Origin of the sequence: Photobacterium minamisatsumaniensis, assembly GCF_050336695.1 — a bacterium.
Taxonomy (GTDB): Bacteria; Pseudomonadota; Gammaproteobacteria; order Enterobacterales; family Vibrionaceae; genus Photobacterium; species Photobacterium minamisatsumaniensis.
Genome location: NZ_JAKJSI010000025.1, coordinates 102,747 through 122,976 on the forward strand (window position 1 = coordinate 102,747; position 20,230 = coordinate 122,976).

At 39.7% G+C, this 20,230-nt stretch carries 18 protein-coding genes; 6 read left to right on the forward strand and 12 right to left on the reverse strand.

What is annotated here, in order from left to right; genetic code table 11:
• Nucleotides 1–67: 67 nt before the first annotated feature.
• The 3 genes from L4D78_RS14275 (at nucleotide 68) to thiE (ending at nucleotide 1,787) form a co-directional block, all read left to right on the forward strand.
• Complete coding sequence (locus tag L4D78_RS14275) at nucleotides 68–253, forward strand: hypothetical protein (protein ID WP_428467539.1); 186 nt, start codon at nucleotides 68–70, stop codon at nucleotides 251–253.
• Between the two features lie 74 nt (nucleotides 254–327).
• Nucleotides 328–1,161 carry a hydroxyethylthiazole kinase gene (thiM, locus tag L4D78_RS14280; RefSeq protein ID WP_428467540.1) on the forward strand — a complete coding sequence of 278 codons (834 nt, stop codon included), beginning with the start codon at nucleotides 328–330 and terminating at the stop codon, nucleotides 1,159–1,161.
• Nucleotides 1,162–1,172: 11 nt separating this feature from the next.
• Nucleotides 1,173–1,787 carry a thiamine phosphate synthase gene (gene thiE / locus L4D78_RS14285; protein WP_428467541.1) on the forward strand — a complete coding sequence of 205 codons (615 nt, stop codon included), beginning with the start codon at nucleotides 1,173–1,175 and terminating at the stop codon, nucleotides 1,785–1,787.
• A gap of 29 nt (nucleotides 1,788–1,816) precedes the next feature.
• Here thiE and L4D78_RS14290 read toward each other — a convergent pair whose 3' ends face one another.
• Nucleotides 1,817–2,035: a VF530 family protein gene (locus tag L4D78_RS14290; protein ID WP_428467542.1), complete on the reverse strand. Its 219-nt coding sequence runs from the start codon at nucleotides 2,033–2,035 to the stop codon at nucleotides 1,817–1,819.
• Between the two features lie 159 nt (nucleotides 2,036–2,194).
• Between L4D78_RS14290 and L4D78_RS14295 the strand changes: the two genes are divergently transcribed.
• Nucleotides 2,195–2,677, forward strand: a complete 483-nt coding sequence (locus tag L4D78_RS14295) for a YehS family protein (protein WP_428467543.1) — start codon at nucleotides 2,195–2,197, stop codon at nucleotides 2,675–2,677.
• Between the two features lie 225 nt (nucleotides 2,678–2,902).
• Here L4D78_RS14295 and L4D78_RS14300 read toward each other — a convergent pair whose 3' ends face one another.
• From L4D78_RS14300 to queE, 5 genes are all read right to left on the reverse strand, one after another.
• Nucleotides 2,903–3,469 (reverse strand): hypothetical protein, encoded by a 567-nt coding sequence (locus tag L4D78_RS14300; protein ID WP_428467544.1) that lies wholly within the window; start codon nucleotides 3,467–3,469, stop codon nucleotides 2,903–2,905.
• Between the two features lie 140 nt (nucleotides 3,470–3,609).
• Nucleotides 3,610–4,125, reverse strand: coding sequence for a DUF2937 family protein (locus tag L4D78_RS14305; RefSeq protein WP_428467545.1), 516 nt, complete (start codon nucleotides 4,123–4,125; stop codon nucleotides 3,610–3,612).
• A 264-nt stretch (nucleotides 4,126–4,389) separates the two neighbouring features.
• Entirely contained in the window at nucleotides 4,390–5,790 is a 1,401-nt protein-coding gene (asnS, locus tag L4D78_RS14310) for an asparagine--tRNA ligase (RefSeq protein WP_428467546.1), read from the reverse strand.
• Between the two features lie 372 nt (nucleotides 5,791–6,162).
• The gene (locus L4D78_RS14315; RefSeq protein WP_428467547.1) at nucleotides 6,163–8,949 is read right to left on the reverse strand and encodes a hydrogenase expression protein HypA; all 2,787 of its coding nucleotides are present in this window, start codon (nucleotides 8,947–8,949) and stop codon (nucleotides 6,163–6,165) included.
• Nucleotides 8,950–9,120: 171 nt separating this feature from the next.
• Nucleotides 9,121–9,789, reverse strand: a complete 669-nt coding sequence (gene queE / locus L4D78_RS14320; protein ID WP_428467548.1) for a 7-carboxy-7-deazaguanine synthase QueE — start codon at nucleotides 9,787–9,789, stop codon at nucleotides 9,121–9,123.
• Between the two features lie 338 nt (nucleotides 9,790–10,127).
• Between queE and mlc the strand changes: the two genes are divergently transcribed.
• Entirely contained in the window at nucleotides 10,128–11,345 is a 1,218-nt protein-coding gene (gene mlc, locus L4D78_RS14325) for a sugar metabolism global transcriptional regulator Mlc (RefSeq protein ID WP_428467549.1), read from the forward strand.
• Here the strand turns inward: mlc and L4D78_RS14330 are convergent.
• The 4 genes from L4D78_RS14330 to prsT form a co-directional block, all read right to left on the reverse strand.
• Nucleotides 11,342–12,154 carry a hypothetical protein gene (locus tag L4D78_RS14330; protein ID WP_428467550.1) on the reverse strand — a complete coding sequence of 271 codons (813 nt, stop codon included), beginning with the start codon at nucleotides 12,152–12,154 and terminating at the stop codon, nucleotides 11,342–11,344. The two genes, mlc and L4D78_RS14330, sit on opposite strands and share 4 nt — an antisense overlap.
• A gap of 148 nt (nucleotides 12,155–12,302) precedes the next feature.
• A complete protein-coding gene (locus L4D78_RS14335; protein ID WP_428467551.1) occupies nucleotides 12,303–12,695 on the reverse strand; it encodes a VanZ family protein in 393 nt (130 codons plus the stop codon).
• 11 nt (nucleotides 12,696–12,706) lie between these two features.
• The gene (locus tag L4D78_RS14340) at nucleotides 12,707–13,366 is read right to left on the reverse strand and encodes a S1 family peptidase (RefSeq protein ID WP_428467552.1); all 660 of its coding nucleotides are present in this window, start codon (nucleotides 13,364–13,366) and stop codon (nucleotides 12,707–12,709) included.
• A 151-nt stretch (nucleotides 13,367–13,517) separates the two neighbouring features.
• Entirely contained in the window at nucleotides 13,518–16,277 is a 2,760-nt protein-coding gene (gene prsT, locus L4D78_RS14345) for an XrtA/PEP-CTERM system TPR-repeat protein PrsT (protein WP_428467553.1), read from the reverse strand.
• Between the two features lie 112 nt (nucleotides 16,278–16,389).
• On the opposite strand from prsT, the gene L4D78_RS14350 reads away from it, so the two are divergent.
• Nucleotides 16,390–17,472: a GNAT family N-acetyltransferase gene (locus L4D78_RS14350; RefSeq protein WP_428467554.1), complete on the forward strand. Its 1,083-nt coding sequence runs from the start codon at nucleotides 16,390–16,392 to the stop codon at nucleotides 17,470–17,472.
• Here the strand turns inward: L4D78_RS14350 and L4D78_RS14355 are convergent.
• Together L4D78_RS14355 and L4D78_RS14360 are read right to left on the reverse strand one after the other, a co-directional pair.
• Nucleotides 17,462–18,625 carry a hypothetical protein gene (locus L4D78_RS14355; RefSeq protein WP_428467555.1) on the reverse strand — a complete coding sequence of 388 codons (1,164 nt, stop codon included), beginning with the start codon at nucleotides 18,623–18,625 and terminating at the stop codon, nucleotides 17,462–17,464. The genes L4D78_RS14350 and L4D78_RS14355 overlap by 11 nt on opposite strands.
• A gap of 57 nt (nucleotides 18,626–18,682) precedes the next feature.
• Entirely contained in the window at nucleotides 18,683–20,092 is a 1,410-nt protein-coding gene (locus tag L4D78_RS14360; RefSeq protein WP_428467556.1) for a polysaccharide lyase domain-containing protein, read from the reverse strand.
• Between the last annotated feature and the right edge of the window lie 138 nt (nucleotides 20,093–20,230).

The following is a 20,230-nucleotide window of genomic DNA, read 5'->3' on the forward strand; positions in this document are numbered from 1 at the left end:
ACATCTTCAGTTTTGTATTGCGTCTAAACTTTATTAAGTGCTTATTTAATGGCGAGAAGGTGAAGAAATGAAGCCAATAATGTTCGTAATAGCATGTCTTTATTTTGGGGGGCTGTATGGCTGCTCAACGCCAAATAATGGTTATGATTGGTCGCCAGACGAGGACATTCAAACAGATAGCAGTGGAGAGGTGATCGTACCAGAAGCGATTGTATTACCCCAAGAAGATATCGATGCCATTAATAAGCTTTAAATTGGTTCGTACCCCATCGCGACTTTGTTAAACCTACATTCATTTTACCTTCCTGTATAATCGACAAAACGGCCATGATTGAAAGGACAAAAACGTTGAATAAGAATACAGGTTTCCATGCTCAAGTGATTACCGATGCTTTAAGTACACTGCGCTCTCAAAAACCATTAGTTGTTAATGTAACAAACTACGTAGTCATGAATAACACGGCGAATGCACTATTGGCGCTAGGAGCGTCACCAATCATGGCACACAGTCGTGATGAGATGGCTGAAATGATGGGCTTCGCGGGGGCTTTAGTTATCAATATCGGCACACTAGATAGTGTTTGGTTACCACGTATGCTGCATGCCGTGGAGCAGGCAAACACCAATAACAAACCAGTAGTTTTAGATCCGGTTGGCTGTGGTGCGAGTCAATTAAGAACAAATGCATCGCGTGAAATTGCCTCTTTAGCTGACACGTTAATCATCCGTGCCAATGCGTCTGAAGTTATTGCCCTTGCGGGTGAACAAGCACAATCAAAAGGTGTTGATGCCTTAGACAGTAGCGATGCTGCGGTGAATGCTGCTCGCCATTTAGCAATGACTCACCAGTGCACTGTCGTTATTTCTGGCGCGACAGATTACGTGGTTTCAAAAGACGCAACTATAGCGTTAGACAATGGTCACGAGATGATGCCGTTTGTCACGGGAATGGGCTGTACGCATACTGCGCTAACAGGGGCATTCTCCGCCGTATGTGAGCATGCAGGGCTTGCTGCAACAGCGGTATTAGGTGTGGCGGGAGAAATGGCAGCAGAGCTATCTGCTGGACCTGGTAGCTTACAGGTGAATTTGCTTGATGTGCTGTATCAGCTAGATGAAGCAACGTTGCAGCAGCGTTTGCGTGTACGTGTTGTTAATTAAGGATATGCGTTATGCACAATTACCAACTTTATCTTGTTACTGATGAGTACCAAGACATTGAGCAACTGAAGTTCGTCATTAAAGAAGCTGTAGCTGGTGGCGTTACAATGGTTCAGCTGCGCGAAAAGCATGGTGACGTTCGTGAATTTATTCAGCGTGCCATGGTGGTCAAAGCGCTTTTGTTAGATACCGCAGTACCATTAATTATTAATGATCGTGTTGATGTCGCTTTAGCCGTTGATGCTGACGGGGTTCACCTTGGGCAATCTGATATGCCGGCAGCGATTGCACGCCGCCTGATTGGTGAGGATAAAATTCTTGGTTTGTCAGTCGAAAATGAAAAGCAATTGCGACATGCCCAGTCACTCCCGGTTGATTACTTAGGGCTGAGTACGATTTTCCCCACGCCGACAAAAAAAGACACCGTGTATGCATGGGGAATCGATGGTTTAGTTAAAGCGGTGGAATCAAGCTCGTTACCACTTGTGGCCATTGGTGGTATTAATGAGGGTAACATTAAAGCGGTCGCTGATACGGGCACTGCAGGCATTGCACTTGTATCAGCCATTTGCCATGCGGCTTCACCAGCAAAGGCTAGCCAGCATTTACTCGCGTTAATGGCTTAGCCTAAACTACCTCAGAACAGGTGGGTGTGTTAGATGAAAAAAGTATTCACATAAAGTTGTTCAACTTTTTCTCTTGCCCACTCTGTTTTACGCAAAAACTTTAGGCTTGATTTAATGCTTGGGTCGCTAAGGAAACAACGGATCTTCGTGATTTCACCAAGCTCTTCCCAACCATAATGGTCAACAAGCTCACCGAGTAGAGTTTGAAGGGTAATGCCGTGTAACGGGTTTTTTGGTTGGTTATTCATGTCGTCTGCTTCTTTGCGTGATCTAAGGCGGCACTATACCAGCTTGGAATGTGCGATTAAATCACCGTTTGTAAACTAATCGCAGATATATCTGATAAAATACATAAGAACCTCGCAGTAAGTCATATTGACGATGCTGCACTATTTTTAGGATATATTGTGCTCAATAACGACATCTTGCGACGTATTCGCTACACCTTCGATTTTAATGATTCAGCAATGATCAATATTTTTGCTGCGGCAGAACACGAAGTGACGCGTGAGCAGGTTAGTAATTGGCTGAAAAAAGAAGATGATTCAGCATTTGTAAAATGTACGGATCGCGAACTTGCTATCTTTTTGAATGGCTTGATTAATGAAAAGCGCGGCAAAAAAGAGGGTGCTCAACCAGAGCCAGAGTCTCGCCTAACCAACAACATGATTTTCATGAAGCTTCGTATCGCGTTGAACTTCAAAGCAGAAGATATTCTTGATGTGATGCAGAGCGAAGACTTCAATATGAGTAAGCATGAGTTGAGTGCTTTTTTCAGAAAGCCCGATAATAAGCACTACCGTGAGTGCAAAGACCAGATTTTACGTAATTTCTTGTTAGGTGTGCAGCACAAGCTACGCCCTCAAGAGCCAGAAGAGAGTGCAGAGTAATATCAACTAGTTAGTTAGGTTGATGTTGCAGTCTACTCAAAAGTAAAAGGCGGCTAAGCCCTACCTCTTCTTATATAAATCCTCAGCATTTGCTGGGGATTTTTTTCGCCTTTTAATTAGCGAAATCTGCACTTTACCCTTTTAAGAATGAGGTCATCATGCATATTTCGACACACCATGACCAGATTACGAGAGCAAATTATCGACTACATATTACATGGGTATTTAACCTAATGTAATTTCACCTTCGTGCGTATTTAGCAGCATTCTTTGGATGTTAAAACCGCATAACATTAAGATCAAACACCAATTTAAGAAAGGCAGTGTGCCTTTTTCAAGGCTTTCTGATAGTTGGGCTGGTTTCCATTGAAATGTATCGCAAAGGTTTTCTACAGTGATTCCAGTAAACGTGTTGTCACCGATAATACGTTTAAATTCTTTCTCACTTGGCATTTCAAACGCGCTATTGTTTTTAAAGGCTGTTGGCTTAAATGCACGCATTACTTTCTTTGCATCGACCTCAATCGGGTTACCATCATTTTGAATGTTAGGTCGGCCAGCAAGTGCAGCAAGGAAGCACCAGCAAGGGTAAGGGATATCCGAAACATTCTCAGGCTCACGCTTATAGCGCGACATCCAAGCAGACAGCTTTTTCTCTTGCATGCCAGTTAAACGGGCAAGGGTAGCTGAATCATAATCATACTCTTTTAGTAGATTAATAATTTCAGCAACTTCTGAAACGAAGGGCTTTGCCCACTGGTTTGCAGACGTAAAAGTTATATCTCTGATCATAATAAGCTCATCTGGTTTTGTGTTGCTGCTTAATACATGTAAGCGGATAGGCTTAAGCTTATTCTAACGAAGTAAGCAAGTCTATTGACGCTGACCTGTTTGCTATTAATGCCACCACATTTGTTGGTATAACGTTCGAGTTATGTACCTGAGGTAAGTGTGATAGGTGCTTTTTTCTTTCGACGGAACAATATGAATGGTAAGTAGAGGCTAGCGTTCAGCCCTAGAGCAAGGACAATGCAAATGACAATATTTTCAATACCAAGTGGAATACCCAGCTTGAAGTGTATCAATACCCGTTGAAGTTCGTCGGTTCGGATTGGATTAAACATAAAAAAGGCCTTTTCTACGATATGGCCTGTTGAGAGCGTTGTTATGGCCTGTTCCAACATTTTATGTTGTTGCAATACGAGTTGTTTTTGCTCGGCATCGACTCGTACGATAGAACTCTTTTCTTTTAATAAGACGCTAATCATACTTTCGGGGCTATCGAAGCCATGAAGGCGCGCATTGTCTTTATAGGCATTCACCTGTTGAGTTGTCGCATCGTAAAAACCAGACAGGTACTGCAGGTAGTGATCGGCCAGCATTGGTATTTGTAAGCATGCGATTAGCAACCCAGAAAAAATGAGCCTATCAAGCAGCCGTTTTATCATATAGCCTCCGTGCGATTTGTCCTTCGAGCAATCTCGTTACAGTTACTATACCTAGTTATAGCGCATCTGTGTTAAATCGATTATCGGGCGAATGAGGTGTTTAGTATGACTAAAGTGAGAGATTAGACTGCCATAAATGAATAAGACGAGCCAAATGGCTCGTCTTATGGGGAAGGTTATTTGAGTTCAAATACCCTCTGAGGCTAATATTTGGCTCAATAAGTTGAGTTAAAGCAGCCTATATGTTCGCTACTAGCTTCTGTCTTAGAAGTTTGCAGAGCGAGGTGCACGTGGGAATGGGATCACATCACGGATGTTCGCCATACCAGTTACGTACGTTACTAGACGCTCGAAACCAAGACCGAAGCCAGCATGTGGCACAGTACCGTAGCGACGAAGGTCAAGGTACCAGCTCATGTGCTCAGGGTCGATGTTCATTTCAACCATACGCTTTTCTAGAATATCGATACGCTCTTCACGTTGAGCACCACCGATGATCTCACCAATACCTGGTGCAAGAACATCCATCGCTGCGACTGTCTTACCATCGTCATTTTGACGCATGTAGAACGCTTTGATGTCTTTCGGGTAGTTTTTAACAACAACAGGTGCTTTGAAGTGTTCTTCTGCAAGGTAACGCTCGTGTTCAGAAGACATATCAATGCCCCACTCAACATCGAATTCGAACTTACGACCAGAGTCTTTTAGAATCTGAATTGCGTCAGTGTAGTCAACCTGTGCGAAGTCAGAATCAACGAAGTTTTCTAGGCGTGAGATTGCTTCTTTGTTGATGCGCTGAGCAAAGAACTCAAGATCGTCACGACGCTCTTCAAGTACTGCTTTGAATACGTATTTCAGCATGTCTTCAGCCAGTTTCGCTGCATCATCAAGATCGGCGAAAGCGACTTCAGGTTCAACCATCCAGAATTCAGCAAGGTGACGGCTAGTATTTGAGTTCTCAGCACGGAAAGTAGGACCGAACGTGTAAACTTTGCTTAGTGCACAAGCATAAGCTTCAGCATTAAGTTGGCCAGAAACCGTTAGGAATGTTTCTTTACCGAAGAAGTCTTTATCGAAATCGACTTCACCAGCATCAGTCATTGGTGTGTTCACCATATCTAGAGTCGATACGCGGAACATTTCACCAGCACCTTCTGCATCAGATGCAGTGATCAGTGGTGCAGACATCCAGAAGTAACCTTGTTCGTGGTAGAAACGGTGAATTGCTTGAGACAAGCAGTTACGAACACGTGCTACCGCGCCAATCACGTTTGTACGTGGGCGTAGGTGAGCAACTTCACGAAGGTATTCGATTGAGTGGCGAGTTTTCGCCATTGGGTAAGTATCAGCATCTTCAACCCAACCAACAACTTTAACTTCAGTTGCTGCAAGTTCGAAATCTTGACCTTTAGCAGGAGACTCTACAATCTTACCAGTTACTTCAACAGAGCAGCCAGTTGTTAGCTTTAATACTTCATTGTCGTAATTATTAAGATTATTAGGGACCACGGCCTGAATCGGGTCGAAACAAGAGCCGTCATAAATGGCAAGAAAAGAGATTCCAGCTTTGGAATCACGACGTGAACGGATCCAGCCGCGAACAGTGACTTCACTGTCTACCGCTAGCTTGCCGCCAAGTACGTCTGTTACAGGCGCGTAAGTCATGTTTAAATTATTCTCCGTTAAGGCACTTTGATAGTGCGCTTTAAGATACAGTCCAAAGGACTAATATTACCTGTCTTACGTCAAGCATCAAGCTTTGATATTCATTGAAAGGCTAAATAGGTGCAGTAATTTCACGATTGGACACTTGAAGTGGTTAACTTTTGTGCTGATTAGTCAGAATGTCGCAACTAGGCAAAAATTTATGCGTTTACCACGTTGAGTTGGGCTTGGGTATGAATATCAACATTTATACCCAAGCCACTTCAAGGTGCCGATTTAGCGAGAATCTCTAAGCTTGTATATAGGGCTTAGAAAACTCGCTCTTCAGGAGGGGGAGCCCGTTATACGGGCTATATCAGGGATATGAATCGTTTATGGTGCTGGGAATGCGCATGCTTGACCATCATTGAGTATCGTTCCGGCAGGTGGCGGAGCATTTGGGTCGGGTGGTGGCGCATTCGGATCTGGCGCAGGCTCTTCAATTGGGGTGACATTCGGTACACTGCTGGCTGGTATTAGTGTGACGATGTCGCTCCAAATCTCGCCTTCAGTCGCTGCAAATAATAAGCTGTCATCTGTTTGCCAACGGGTTTGGTGATTAAAGGCTTTTATTGAGAGTTGTAAGCCATCTGTGTCAGTTAGCTGTATGCGTTCGTTGAGTGAGCCATCAATAGCTTCATAATACAACGTACCATCTGCCTCTAACTTCCAACGTATATCGATATTAAAACCACAACCATCAGTATCGACATACTTACCGAGGAAGAAGTCGCCAGAAAAATTGTCGCTTAATTGTAGGAAGCGCGAACTATCACTTGAAAATGTTAACGCTTTATCATCAGAAAGCTCACCGGTCTGGCCGATAAGGAGTTTTTCTGTGAAAACAGGGTTGCGTTCAAACCAGATGACTTTGCATTGGTTAACCTGCTCTTGGTAATCAGTTAAGTTGCGTTTGGTTACTGGGGCAGTCGTTGCGGCATTCCACCCTGAATCAAGTGTGCTACAGCTTGTAAGATCACCCGCCGCATATTCTTTTCGCATGAGTGTGTCGATAATAGCGTCAGGTGGCGTAGCTTCGTATGTTTTTATCGCGAGCAGTTGCTGCGTATAGTCGTAAGCCGTCATCGCCCAATAGGTAAAATCTTCAGGTGAATTGTTGTTTTCAAAAAATTGCAGATAGCCAGTATCGGTTAACGACCAACTGCGCGTTGACGATGGCTGTAATAATGTATCGACGAAGTACTCCCAACTATTGTCGGCAAGTAAGCGTCGAGCGCTAATTTCCCCTTGTTCTGAAATATGAACCAAGGTTTTATCAATCAAACCGTCAACACTTGTTGTCGTAAAACGTTCATCCCCTCCGCACTCTGTGACGGCATTTAAGAATAAATCTTCGTTGGCTAGTGAAGTATTGCCAAATGCGCAAAGATCGAAAGCTGGGAGGTTGTCACGACTAGACGCATCTAAAATTTGTGCTAAAGCGTCGTTGTCAAAGCCTGAATAGTGGAGTTCTGTATTACCCAATAAGGTTTCACCTATATTGACGAAGCCACGATCTTCAACAAGGAATAGATTCACGCTGTTAAATGGGTAGTCGGAAGCAAGTTGCTTAATTATGTCAGGCACTTCAAAGCGAATTAGTGATTTAGAAGCAAAAGCGGTGCTAGCCCATACCCCCAATTCTTGAATGGTCCACTTGTCTGCAGCAATGTTTGTCCAGTAACGAATGGTGAAAAAACCATCATCAATGAATTCGACAATAACATTATCACTAAGTTTGAAGCCATTCACATCTTCTATATCTGGCCCGACGTTTTGTAGTTGAGTAATAACGTCATCTAAAGCTGTATAGGCAGTTTCAGGGCTCTGCCAAGGTGCTATTTTGCATGTATCTTGACTATTTGTATTATCACAAAGTAAATAGGTTTCATTTTGTGGCCGCCAGGTGAAATAAAACCCTGACGCACCTTCCGTAAAGGTTTGGTCCGACTGGATATAGCGTGTTATGAAATGATTTTCTTTACTCGATAAGAAGTCATGCATCTTTTTATCTTGTAGTGGATATACGCTGGCGCTCAAAATAACACCAGAATCATCATCTTTGGTTAGTGCCGCATCAGTGAGTAAGGCACTCGTTTGAGTGGCGCTAATGACTTTTAAGTAGTTGAATAGGCCGATCCAACCATCACTGGTAAGTATTTGGCCTTGAATATCTTCAGTACCAAAGCTTGTAGAGCCACTGAGATAGGTGAAAAATTCTGTTAGGTTGATATCGTCATTACCAGACTTATTCCAGCGAAATTCTGCGATGCTTGTTTCGTCTCCATCGTATTTTGTTACATCGGTCATTAATCCGCTGCCATTGTTATCGCTAAATGCAGCAACCTTCCAAAAGCCGTCGGTTAAAATAGCTTGAATATCAGCTTCGAGCGCAGCTTGTTCGGTAAAGAATCGTTCTATGCGACCTTTAGTCATTGATTGTACGATGGATAGTGACATTAAATCTTTTAAAGTAAGGCTTTCCATACCAATTTTAGGGAAAAGCGTGTCCCTGATATCTTCAGAAACAACTTGCAAATCTAAATAGGATAAGAGCGTTTTGCTCGAGGAGCCTGAAGTAAATGCCTCTGTAAAGACTCCCCAGCTCTCATCTGAAATTACCCGTTCGGCAAGGGCATAATAGGTCAGTGATGATTCTAATGTTAAGGCTAACCGTTCATTCGCGAGAGGGACCATATAAAGCCCCTGTGGTAATGCCTCTCCAAGGGTAAAATCAGGCTGCCCTTGAGGATCAATCAAAAGCACTGCATTTATGCGGATCCTCGTGCCTGCAGTAAAGGTATACGTACCGTCTTGTCTGGATTCCCAATTGGTGATGTCAATTCGCTCAAAAACCTTCCCTTTATCGTCGAGCCAAACGGCGGCAAAGTTAGTTTCAGAAAGGGTAGTTAATGCATCAGCATGGGCTTTTCCAACAAAGCTGAATGATGGGATATTCGCCGTTGTCAATTGTGCCGGAAGGTCGACTGAAACAGTAAAATTGGTCAAGATTGGTGCTGGTGTACCTGCAACTGGTTCAGGGCTGTCACTGCCCCCACCACAGGCGGTTAGAAATAGGCTGCAAACAACCAATAGGCAATATCCCAGATAACTGCGCATAGTTTTTCCCCAATAAAAGTTATGGCTGTGCTTTTAGTTTTTATATGTTTCAGGAACAATTATAGGAATGGGAAAGAGATCAGAAGTTAAGATAGAAGACATGTCTTGAATATTAAGCGAGAGTCTAATTATTAAGACTCTCACTTACAGTGTTTTTATTTGAAGTGCGTGTTAGGCAATAGCAAGGTATTTATGCGTTTGGATCGAAAGGCGCCAATTACGTTGAATACATGTTTCGATGCAAAGCTCAGTTGCTCTTGGTTTTTGGCTGATCGGTTGTAGGGCTATGGTAACGTCTGATTTGAGAGCCTTTCCAGACATCAACTCATCAAGCTGATCAATATCGTTTTGTGTACCGACAGGGTGCTTGATCTCATCAGCACGCTCAAGAGCTGATGCTAATACCGGTAACTTGGCTTTCATGTTGATTTTCGGTGATACAGTTACCCACGTCTTATCCGTTGCCAGTACCTCAGAGGTTCCACTTGTTTCGATTTGGCATTGATAGCCTGCATTCTCTAGTGCATGAGTCAGTGGGAGTAGATCATAAATACAAGGTTCTCCACCCGTAATTACAACGTGTTTCGCTGTATATTGTTGGGTTTTCAACAAATCTACGACGCCGCTAGCGTCCAGTTTTGTCCAAAGCGGTGAGTCACCTTTCTTAGCCATTACTTCATTAATTGAAACATGATCTTGCGGCTCGGCGGTCCAAGTTTGTTTTGTATCACACCAAGCACACCCTACAGGGCAAATTTGGAGACGAACAAAAATTGCAGGGACACCAGTAAAAACGCCTTCGCCTTGAATCGTTTCAAAGACTTCGTTAATTTTGTACACCGCTAACCTCATGGTGAGTTGAATTACTTTTTATGCAGCCGGTTATTATGACAGTTCAGTCCATGGCTGTCTTGAATAAATCGCGACAGTTAGCAAAACACATGTGCAAAAAGCATATGCCATGTTGTTATATCAGTGGCAATCCAATAAATTTTGTCAGCAAAAAAACCTCGAAAATACGATACTTTCATTAGGTGTAAAGCACAAAAATGACGGTGATTACATCTTTCATCGTGACCAATGTCACGTACTTTGAATAATCAGCTTCACAATTACTTCGCAAAGTAAAAAAATTAAAGGGATACTAATTTTTAGCACTTAACCTTTGGAGTACAGGCATGTATGTCGCCCAGCCTGGTCACATAGATCATATCAAAAGAAATAATGCCGGCAGCGTCTACAAGCTTATCGATCGGTACGGGCCGATATCACGTATCGAGCTATCAAAGCGTAGTCAGTTGGCTCCTGCAAGTATCACGAAAATTACTCGTGAGTTGATAGAAGCTCATTTAATAAAAGAAACCAATATCCAAGAAGCAGCAACGCGTGGCCGACCTGCGATTGGATTGGTGCCTGCGAACGAAGGTTGGCAGTTCTTATCACTTCGTTTAGGACGAGGTTATTTGACGATCGCACTGCATGAACTTGGTGGCGATATTCTTGTTGAAGAACGGAAAGATATCGATGTGCTGCAACAAGACGAAGTTTTGCAGCAACTATTAAAAGAGATCGAGACGTTTTTTGCCAACCATGTTGGCGAACTCGATAGAATAACCGCAATTGCAGTTTCTTTACCTGGACTGGTGAATGCCGATAAAGGCATGGTGCTGCAGATGCCGCATTATGAAGTCCATAATTTAGAACTAGGTCCAGCGATCCATCAGGCAACAGGCTTACCCGTTTTTATTGGTAATGACACACGCTCATGGGCGCTAGCCGAAAAGCTTTTTGGTAATTCACGTGATGTTGCTAACTCGATTCTGATTTCGATTTATCACGGCGTTGGAGCTGGCATTGTTCTCGATAATGTCGTACTACAAGGTCGTATTGGTAATATTGGTGAACTCGGGCATATTCAAATTAAGCCGTATGGTAAGAAGTGCTTTTGTGGTAATCACGGTTGCTTGGAAACGGTGGCAAGTTTGAAAGCCGTAATAGAGCAAGTCGAGCAACGTCTAAGAGAAGGCCACCCATCAACACTTCATGGTAAAGTATTAAGCATTGAAAAAATTTGTGACGCAGCTGTAGATGGTGACACATTAGCAAGACAGATCATTATTGAACTTGGCCATAATCTTGGTCAAGCGATAGCAATCATGGTTAACTTATTTAACCCAGAAAAAATCTTGATTGGCGGCGAGTTCAACCGTGCGAAAGCCGTGCTTTATCCCGCAATTATGGATTGTATTCGAACACAGTCATTACCTGTATATAATCGCGATTTAGTCATCGGTGAAAGTTCATTCTATACACAGGCGACGATGCCTGGAGCGGCACTGGTAAAACAAGCAATGTATGATGGACACCTACTTATGAAATTAATCGAAGAAGGCTAAACGGGCGTAAGTAAGCCAGCCCATTTGGATTGGCTTACTCTTTGTTTGCGGTTACGTAGAGTAGTCACAACTCCAAAACCAAATAGAGTTGTTCCGAAAATTGCTAAAATTGAAGGTTCTGGGATAACGCCCCAAGAATTGATGGAAATGTCAGTCCCTTCTTCAGTGCTCTTAAACCCAAATGCTATTGCCCCAATATCACTAAGGTCGACATTAGCTGGGTTAAATAAACTAAAATCAATGGCCATTCGACTAAGCACCCCACCAGGGTTTGCCCCCGTTATTTGATCAACACCACCTTGCATATCGAATACTTGTAAGTAGTAATCAAACGTACCCGCGGCATCACTTGTCACAACATCAAAGTAAAATGCCGTGTAAAGACCTGCAGGGTTTAATACATCTAAAGAATTGAGACCTTCACTAAAGACATTCATTTTAGGTGGCGTTGAGTAAAACGACGTTGCATTTTTTGGTTTGGTTGAATCACCATCATAGATGACTTCAGCGATTGAAAAGGCCCCAGAACCATTAGTCCAAGATAAAAAAGGAAAATCTGGATCACCCGCTTGTAGTGTTGAATCGGGATTAGCACTACCAGCTTGCGTTACTGTTAATTCGGCATCTCGTTGCCCACCTATGATGCCTGGGGTCATTATTGCTGTTGAACCTGACTCAGAACCGACTCCATTCTTTGCTAAGTCCATACCAGAGCCATGATTAACGGTAAAGTCATCAAATATCCATAGGCTTGCATTTGCACTAAATGCCGCGCAAGCCAAAGATACGGCGGTTAATATGTTCTTCATAAGTATCCTTGATAATAAAATCATAATGACTTCTTTAGATAAGCAATTTATGTACCATTATATGAAGGCACTTTATTTTAATTAGTTATAATCCAACAAATATTCTGATAGTGGATGTAGCACATAATATGGCAATCTAAAGTGGACGCTATTGTATTGATACTATAGATAATCTCCTATAAAAAAGCACAATAGTGTAACCGAGGGTAACGCCTAAGATATTTGATAATGCGTCGAGGCATGAGCCTTCACGGCCCTGCACAGCAAGTGACTGAATGACTTCAATTGCAATGCCATAAAAGCTAATTGCTGCGCAAAATAAGAATAAATGCGAGTGGAATACAAAAATAAAATGTGCGAGAAGGATGAAGCAGCAATAAGCACCTAAGTGCAATATTTTATCGAGAAAGAGAATACCATATTGCTCTAAGTCGGTGATTCCCCCCTCATCAGCACCTGGCATTAATGAAAGGTAAGTAATCAAACAGATGTAGATAATGAATACAATGATAGCTGTATGCGCATACTTACGAAGGATCATGTGAACGTTGCCTATTGCTGCTTAGCTAAAAGAGCTTGAAGGTGATTAATAGGGATAGCATAAGTAATGGCACTAGGTGAAGTAAGTGCAGATTCACGAGTTGATTTGACAAACACCTTATTGATCACGGCAATAACTTCACCTGTATTTGGATGGTAAACAGGGCTACCGCTGTTACCTGGGTAGGCAGTAGCATCAAATTGATAGACATAATAGGGTTGCTTTAATCGCTTTAGCTGCTTAGGCGAAAGTTCCTTCGCATTTCGGGCTGGTATAGCAATAGGGGTAATACTTGAAATAATACCTTGGTGAGTTGCAGGGTATAGACCAAGAATGGTTCCAATTGGAAAGCCTGTAAAACTATAAAGTTCACCCTCTTTAACCAGTCTAGTTGATAGTACAACCGGTTTTAATGGTGGACCTGAGACTTTTAATAATGCGAGGTCGTGTACTTGATCTCGTGAGATAACCTGAGCAGATCTAACATCAGTTTTTTTGCCGCGACCAACAAAAACAACGAAATTATCATCTCCTTGAAGGTATTTGGGGTCAACAACGTGTGCGTTTGTTGCAATAAGGTGGCTACTTACAACAAAGCCAGTACCTTGCAATTTTGCTCTCGGAGCGGCGAGTTTACTATAGACGCCAACCCCAACGACAGATGGCTTCATTTTACTTATTGTTTCGGGTAAGTTTGCAAAAACAGAAGAGCAACAAGTAATCAATGTAAGAGAAAAAACTAAATTAATCCACAGCACAAGATATCCTTTCTGCTTACAAAGCCCCCCTTCATACTAGTCATTGTAAGGGGGGGGAAACTAATTAGAGCCGACTATGTTTTTCCAATTGCTTTTTTAGCTCAATCAAGTGTGGTTCAGAAGGCGATAAGCGTTTTAGAATCGAACGCGCCTCATTTCGCTTATCATTTTGAATTAAGCTTTCGACGTAATGCAAACTGATTTCACTATTATCTTTACGTTGCTCATACGCCATTTTTAAAGGTTCTAAAGATTGCTTATGTTGCCCAGACTTGAGTAAACAAAATCCATAAGTATCTTGTACTTCGGGTAACTCCCCCGCGAGGTTGTATGCCTTTTCAGCCGATTGGCAGGCTTGGGAGTAATCATTTTTATCAATGTAAAGCCAGGCAATATTATTAAGTGCAATAACGTTATTTGGTTCGCGTTTTATAATTTCTTTATACTGACGAATTGCTTCATTTGGCTTCCTCTCTAACTGCACTTGAGCGAGCATAAGTGTAAGAGGGTGAGCTGAATCGCCATATTGTTCAATCACACTTTCAAGAAAAGCAGCTGCTTTATCGTGCTGTTTATTTAGAATATAAGCCCTAGAAAGGTCTTTCGCGGTCAATAAACTTTGCTGAAGCTTATAACGCTTTTCTTGAGCAATCGCGGCTTTGTCATATTGTTCATTCGCAGTGTATATCATCGCTTGTAAACGCAGGTAATACGGGGTTTCCTTTATTTCAGCAGACTGCGAGTCAAGAATCTTTTGGCTACTAGACAACCGATTATCCTTAATCATCAAACCAGCTTTCATTAAGCTAAATCCGGGTTGATCACTAAATAGAGACTCCGCTTTTTCTGCGGTCTTTATTCCTTTATTGTAATTACTTGTGATTTCGTAAAGCTGTATGTTTTTCATATAGGCTTGAGGATTTAATCGATCAACTTCTAGCCATTTTTCTGAAGCAATTAGCGCTTTACGATAGGATTTTTGAGACTGATAAAATAGGGCAAGTAAACTCCAACTCTCTGGTGTTTGTTGGCTTGGTGTTAAACTATTAAGTGTTGAAATTGCACTGTCTATATCATTCTTGGCCCCTTGAGCCCGAGCTAAAATAAGCTTTAGCTTTACATTATCAGGTTGTTGTTCAGTCTTTGAACTGTATAGAGAAAGTGCTTGATCTAACTTATCAGATTCTGCTGCATACTTAAAAAAATGCTTGGCGATAACAAAATTATCTGGAGTATTGTCAGCAAGTTTGAACGTGGCGCTGTATGCTTTATCCTTATCGCCTTTAATGGCATCAATTTGCGTTAAGGCTATAGATGCAGAAATGTTACCTGGGTCAATCTCAAGGACATTACTAAAGAGCTCATTTGCCAAATCAAAATCTTTCTTGTTTAAATTTATTAATCCTTTTATCAAAATTGCATTAACATCACTAGGTTCCGCACTAAGCCATTCATCGATGACCCTTTCGGCATTGATGAAGTCACTTTGCTTTAGATAATAATAGGCCAAACCGAGGTTTGCTTCTGGAAGGGCTGGATCAATGTCGAGCATTTGTTGAAGGTTTTCAACGCCACTCGTATCGTTATTAGCTAATTTAACGAGACCTAATCGTAGGTTATTATCAGACGATGGTAATGAAGTGGATTTTTTTGCAAGATACAATGCATCATTACTCCGACCAATTTTTGCGAATTCAACACTCATCGCAGAGAGAAAGTCGGAGTTTAAATCGGATGATAGGTCAAACTCTTCGAGTGTTTTTAGAGCCCCGTCGACTTCACCGAGCTTAAATTGAGTGGAAACATATAGACGTTTTACGAAATGATCGTTCGGGACAAAAGGGGATACTTTTTCAAAATATTTATTTGCGGTTGCAATCTGGTCATTAGCGTAAGCGGTAACACCTGCTATAAGGTAAACACTGAGGTTTTGAGAACCGTTTGTAATAGCAAGTTCCGCATGCTTTTTAGCACCGTCAAATTCTTTTTGGCTATAGAGGATTGTTGCTTTTAATTCATTAGCAAGAACATGGGAGTTCGAAACTTTTAAAAGGTAACTTACATACTTGTCAGCTTCAGTATAGTTTTCAACACGGACAAGCGCTTGGGAAAGAAATAGCGTGTAGTGAACGGCATCTGGTGAAAGCTCGACAGCCTTTTTATAACTCTTTACTGCTTCAAGATGCTGGGCGTTGGACGTGTATAAATGGCCTTGGAGTAGCCATACATCACTATTATCAGCATGAAGATCAATTAGGTCATCAATAATGTCGAGTGCTGATTCAATATTTTTATTTTCTGCGTTAATACTCGCCTGACTTAAAGCTGAATACAGGCTTTCAACCCCCGATTCATTAGCAAGTTCTAATGTGTACTCGGCTTCTTCTTGTTTGCCATTCTGCAATAACAGTAAAGACTTTATGGCAAGTAACTCTGTCATTACTTCAGGTGAATTGGTACGTGATTTATCGACTAATTGCGTGATTGCTTGTAAATCATTTTGACCTAATAATGCTCTCGCGAGTAATGGCTCAGCGTCATCTTTTGAAGCCCCATTACGCATAGCTCGATTAAATTCTTTCTCGGCAGAAGAAAAGTTACCGTTTTCTAGGTAGATTGTCCCCAAAAGTAAACGCGGCTCAGCTTGTTTCGGTTCTAGCTGAATCGCATTTTTCAGTTCAATGATAGCTGAACGATCACTTCCCTCTGAAAGATAGCGTTTAGATTCATCAACATATTCTTCATATGACCGCTCATTACAAGCAGCTAAAAATAGCAACAAAGCCGGGGATAATGCTTTAATAATTGATGAGATATTTTTCATAAAATTCCCTGTCATAACAACTTAACTTAAGGTTAGGATATTTTTATCGCAATGCAAAAACAAAAAGACTATTTTTACTATAGTTAAAATAAAGGACGATACAGGAACTAATATGAGGGATTCCCATCAATATAAATGTATTCTTTATGACAATTTAAGTTATGAGCACCTAGAGAATATTTGGCTAGATTTAGAAAAAAAATCAGTAGCAAACTTTTTCATCTCATGGAATTGGATAGGAAATTGGTTAAAACAACATGTACATAAACATAAATCACTGATCGTATATTATGGTGATGAGGTTGTTGGATGTGGGATAATAATCGAAAGTAAAAGTTTTTTTAGAAATACATATTATTTAAATCATACAGGTGACGATAATCTTGATCAAGTTTGGATCGAGCATAACAATTTCGTAATTGATAATCGCCATAATGAAAATGTTAAGTTAATAATTGCAAATAAATTACATAGTATGATAAATGTTTTCGATAAAATAGTTGTTGGTGTATCTGAACTTAGAAGTATAGATTATCTTACTTCAAAAAAAATACACAGTAGAAATGTATGGGCGGCAAATAGCTATAAGATAAATTTTTTAAAAATCAAAGAAAAAAACATTAATGTCGATGACACGTTATCAAGTAATTTTAAACGGCAAATTAAACGAAGTATAAAAAAATATAATGCATATGGGGAACTGAGGTTATCTGAAGCTAATGGTAACGCTCAGGCACAAGAGTGGTTTGATGATATGGCAAAATATCATCAAAAAAAATGGTCTGAAGATAGTGGTTTTAATAATAAGGATTTTATTAGATTCCACAAATCTATGATTAATTCTGATCAAAACTGCGAGCATATAAAAATATTAAAATTGGAAGCTGGAACGCACCTTGCCGGATATGTATACCTATATATATATAATAACGAGGCTTATTTCTACTTAAGTGCATTAAATTATGATTTACCACACCGGCATTGTAAGCCTGGATTAACAATACACTATTTAATAATATGTAAATTATGGATTGATGGCTTAAATGGTTATGATTTTCTTGGTGGTGAGTCAAGATATAAAAAGAGTTTTTCTAATGAAGCTGTTGAATTGGTAAAAGTTGATCTACAAAGAAGCAGTTTATGGACGGTAATGTTGAACTCACTTAGAAATATAAAAAACAAAATTAGTGTGTGAAAAAATTCCGTATAATATTTACAATATTATTTGGGAAATAAGTTACAAAAACAGTTAGTAATTTATCACTTAATGTAAACTTATAGTTTGAGGCAATAGCAAAATCTCTTACTTCCTTACTAAGTGGATCATGTCGTTTTTTATAATTTAATAAATATTCAGCAATATACCATTTTCGATTAGATTMCCATTTATTTAAGTCAAAGACATTACTGTATTGTTCTATAGAACCTAATAATTCAAGAGTAAGTAAAGTACGTCCACATTTCCAGCATTGTGAGCAGTTATCAATTCTATTTGCCGAGATACAGACGTTAAGAAGTTTCTCCGATGGTTTATAATTAGAGATGATCTTTGTTTTTTCTACACGAGAATATTGAGCGCCAGATGAAATGACATCAATGTTTTCGGTTGAAAATAGATGCATTGATAAAGGATCTATTGTTGCAATGTCTTTTGTATTATTGACCTTTGTATCTGAGTATGAATAACCAGAAGCGTAATAATATTTACTATAAACAGACTGTAGGATGAGTGCACATGCAATATTTCTTGTGTTATGTGAGAGCACAAATGGAATGTCAGCCAACAAGTCATCCATATTAGAGTCTATGGGTATCAGTTCAATACCAAGCTGTTCGCTAACAGGATTAAGCTGCTCAAATTTTTCATTAAACAGGTGGGGTGGTAGAGCCCCAACATTATTAAATAATAACTTTGAAATATTATAAGAGGGAGACATTGAATTATTAACATGGTTTGCAATTACACAGAATGAATCAACGCCACCAGAAAACCCTGTTGCACCCCCATTAGAACTCGCGTTTATTTGTTTATTTGTTATGCTGGCCGCTTTTATAGCTATTGGCGAGAATCTAGAGTCAATGGTATTCAATAGTCGAATATAATAAGAATCAATGCTATACAGAAGCTTTTCAGATACTTCGCCATCTAAATTCAACTCTTCACCTATAAACATAGCTAACGGTAAAAGTGCGACAAGAAAAGCATCTAATCTGTTTTCTTGGATGGCGTCTTTATAATGTACTGGAACTGAAAACCATAGTTCAGACGTCGAGTGTTTAGTTTCTATATTACAAGAGATTATACATTTATTGTTTTTTTCTGTTATTGTTGGTGACGATACTATCATATAGACCTCCATGTTAACGCTAGTAGATAAGTAGTAAATCCCTTGCAATGCATAAGATTAATAGAAACAGTTGAAATCTTCAATATATGGTCCAATATGGTTGTTGTTACTTAAGATAGAGTTATTACAAAAGTCATTAATAATAGTGTTATTGTCGACTTTATATGTTTCACTGACGTTTTTATATTTTGGTGGAGTACTCTTAAAAGTGAAGTTTCCATTATTAGAATCAATATATGTTTCAGTGAATTTTTTGTAGTTCATAATTATATTATTAAATTCGACCAATTTACCATCATCGCGAGTACGGAAGACTGAGTTACTAATATTATTAAATAATATAGCATCACTATTTCTGAATCTTACATCTATCCCTTTAGTATTAAATAATAGATTATTATGGATTACTGTTTTTGTTGCATTGTTAACATATACAGCTACATCATTACAGTGAAGTATTATATTGTTTCTTAAAATTCCACCTTTTACTTCGAATTCATTAAAAGCTCTGCGGTGCGCTTTTTTCATCCCCCCGCCACCTAAAGAGAGGCCAACTTGGGAACCATTATAGATATTTTTGTTTGAATTACATATAACAAGATTATTTTCAATTAAACCATTATTAGCGCCGCCTTTTATAAAAGCACCATAACTAACTTTATTTCCACCTGTCTTAATGAAGTCACGTATTATATTCCTAGATATTGCCCAATCATTACCGTGGTCAATATTTATATGTGTTACCGAACGACTAGTTTTATGAGGTTCTGTTAAATAAAAATGGTTATTAGAAATGTTACCATTGTCCGGATATGCTTCTTTCAACTTATTAATCTTTAGGGCTGCATTAAAATTAATGAAAGTGTTATGCATAATTGTTGTATTATCGGCATCACCTACTACATGTATAGCATGATCACAGTTAGTTGCAATATTACAAATACCTTTAAATATAATACCTGATATGTTCCAATTGGGTTTGTCGATATAAAAACCTTCTAATGAATCTAGTTCTATAACGACTTTCCCTGGATTTAAGGCTGTAATCATGATCGGGCTGGATTTTTGTTGATTCTTCTTGCCCATCATAAATCTTTTACCATGAAGAATATAAATACCATCTTTTATATAAATAGTTTGACCTGGAATGGCATTTTTTAATGCATTTATTAGAGACTTTGTATCTTTAACAATAGAAACAGCTTCATTTCTATTTAAGGTGAAAGAAGCTTTAGGACCAACCGTAGGCCAATTTCTCATATCAAAATTTTTGCCCATACTAATTGCTTCATTATTTTCGTTCTTAAATATTTCAACCGTAATTTTACTACTAACACTAGGGATAAATTCCTTTACATGGTTAACCGTAAGAGGTGAAAATAAAAAAATGAGCAATAAGCTGATAGCAATAAGGTGAGTGATAAAACCAACACTAATTAAATAATACTTAAGCATTTTCTTATTCATTGTTAGTTAGTCACTTTTACAGTTTACCCACCTTAAGTAAACGTAGACAAAAAATTGATATATGCAAAATAAATCGAGCTTGAAAAAAATTCTTATACTAAGTAAATATCTTATGATTCATGCACTTCTGTCTGGATA

Excerpts from the sequence above, each read along its gene's own strand:
- asnS (WP_428467546.1), bottom strand. The coding sequence starts at position 5,790 with ATGACTTACGCGCCTGTAACAGACGTACTTGGCGGCAAGCTAGCGGTA.
- thiM (WP_428467540.1), top strand. The coding sequence starts at position 328 with ATGATTGAAAGGACAAAAACGTTGAATAAGAATACAGGTTTCCATGCT.
- thiE (WP_428467541.1), top strand. The coding sequence starts at position 1,173 with ATGCACAATTACCAACTTTATCTTGTTACTGATGAGTACCAAGACATT.
- mlc (WP_428467549.1), top strand. The coding sequence starts at position 10,128 with ATGTATGTCGCCCAGCCTGGTCACATAGATCATATCAAAAGAAATAAT.
- L4D78_RS14340 (WP_428467552.1), bottom strand. The coding sequence starts at position 13,366 with ATGAAGCCATCTGTCGTTGGGGTTGGCGTCTATAGTAAACTCGCCGCT.
- L4D78_RS14290 (WP_428467542.1), bottom strand. The coding sequence starts at position 2,035 with ATGAATAACCAACCAAAAAACCCGTTACACGGCATTACCCTTCAAACT.
- L4D78_RS14330 (WP_428467550.1), bottom strand. The coding sequence starts at position 12,154 with ATGAAGAACATATTAACCGCCGTATCTTTGGCTTGCGCGGCATTTAGT.
- L4D78_RS14315 (WP_428467547.1), bottom strand. The coding sequence starts at position 8,949 with ATGCGCAGTTATCTGGGATATTGCCTATTGGTTGTTTGCAGCCTATTT.
- L4D78_RS14275 (WP_428467539.1), top strand. The coding sequence starts at position 68 with ATGAAGCCAATAATGTTCGTAATAGCATGTCTTTATTTTGGGGGGCTG.
- prsT (WP_428467553.1), bottom strand. The coding sequence starts at position 16,277 with ATGAAAAATATCTCATCAATTATTAAAGCATTATCCCCGGCTTTGTTG.
- L4D78_RS14305 (WP_428467545.1), bottom strand. The coding sequence starts at position 4,125 with ATGATAAAACGGCTGCTTGATAGGCTCATTTTTTCTGGGTTGCTAATC.
- L4D78_RS14360 (WP_428467556.1), bottom strand. The coding sequence starts at position 20,092 with ATGAATAAGAAAATGCTTAAGTATTATTTAATTAGTGTTGGTTTTATC.
- L4D78_RS14300 (WP_428467544.1), bottom strand. The coding sequence starts at position 3,469 with ATGATCAGAGATATAACTTTTACGTCTGCAAACCAGTGGGCAAAGCCC.
- L4D78_RS14350 (WP_428467554.1), top strand. The coding sequence starts at position 16,390 with ATGAGGGATTCCCATCAATATAAATGTATTCTTTATGACAATTTAAGT.
- L4D78_RS14335 (WP_428467551.1), bottom strand. The coding sequence starts at position 12,695 with ATGATCCTTCGTAAGTATGCGCATACAGCTATCATTGTATTCATTATC.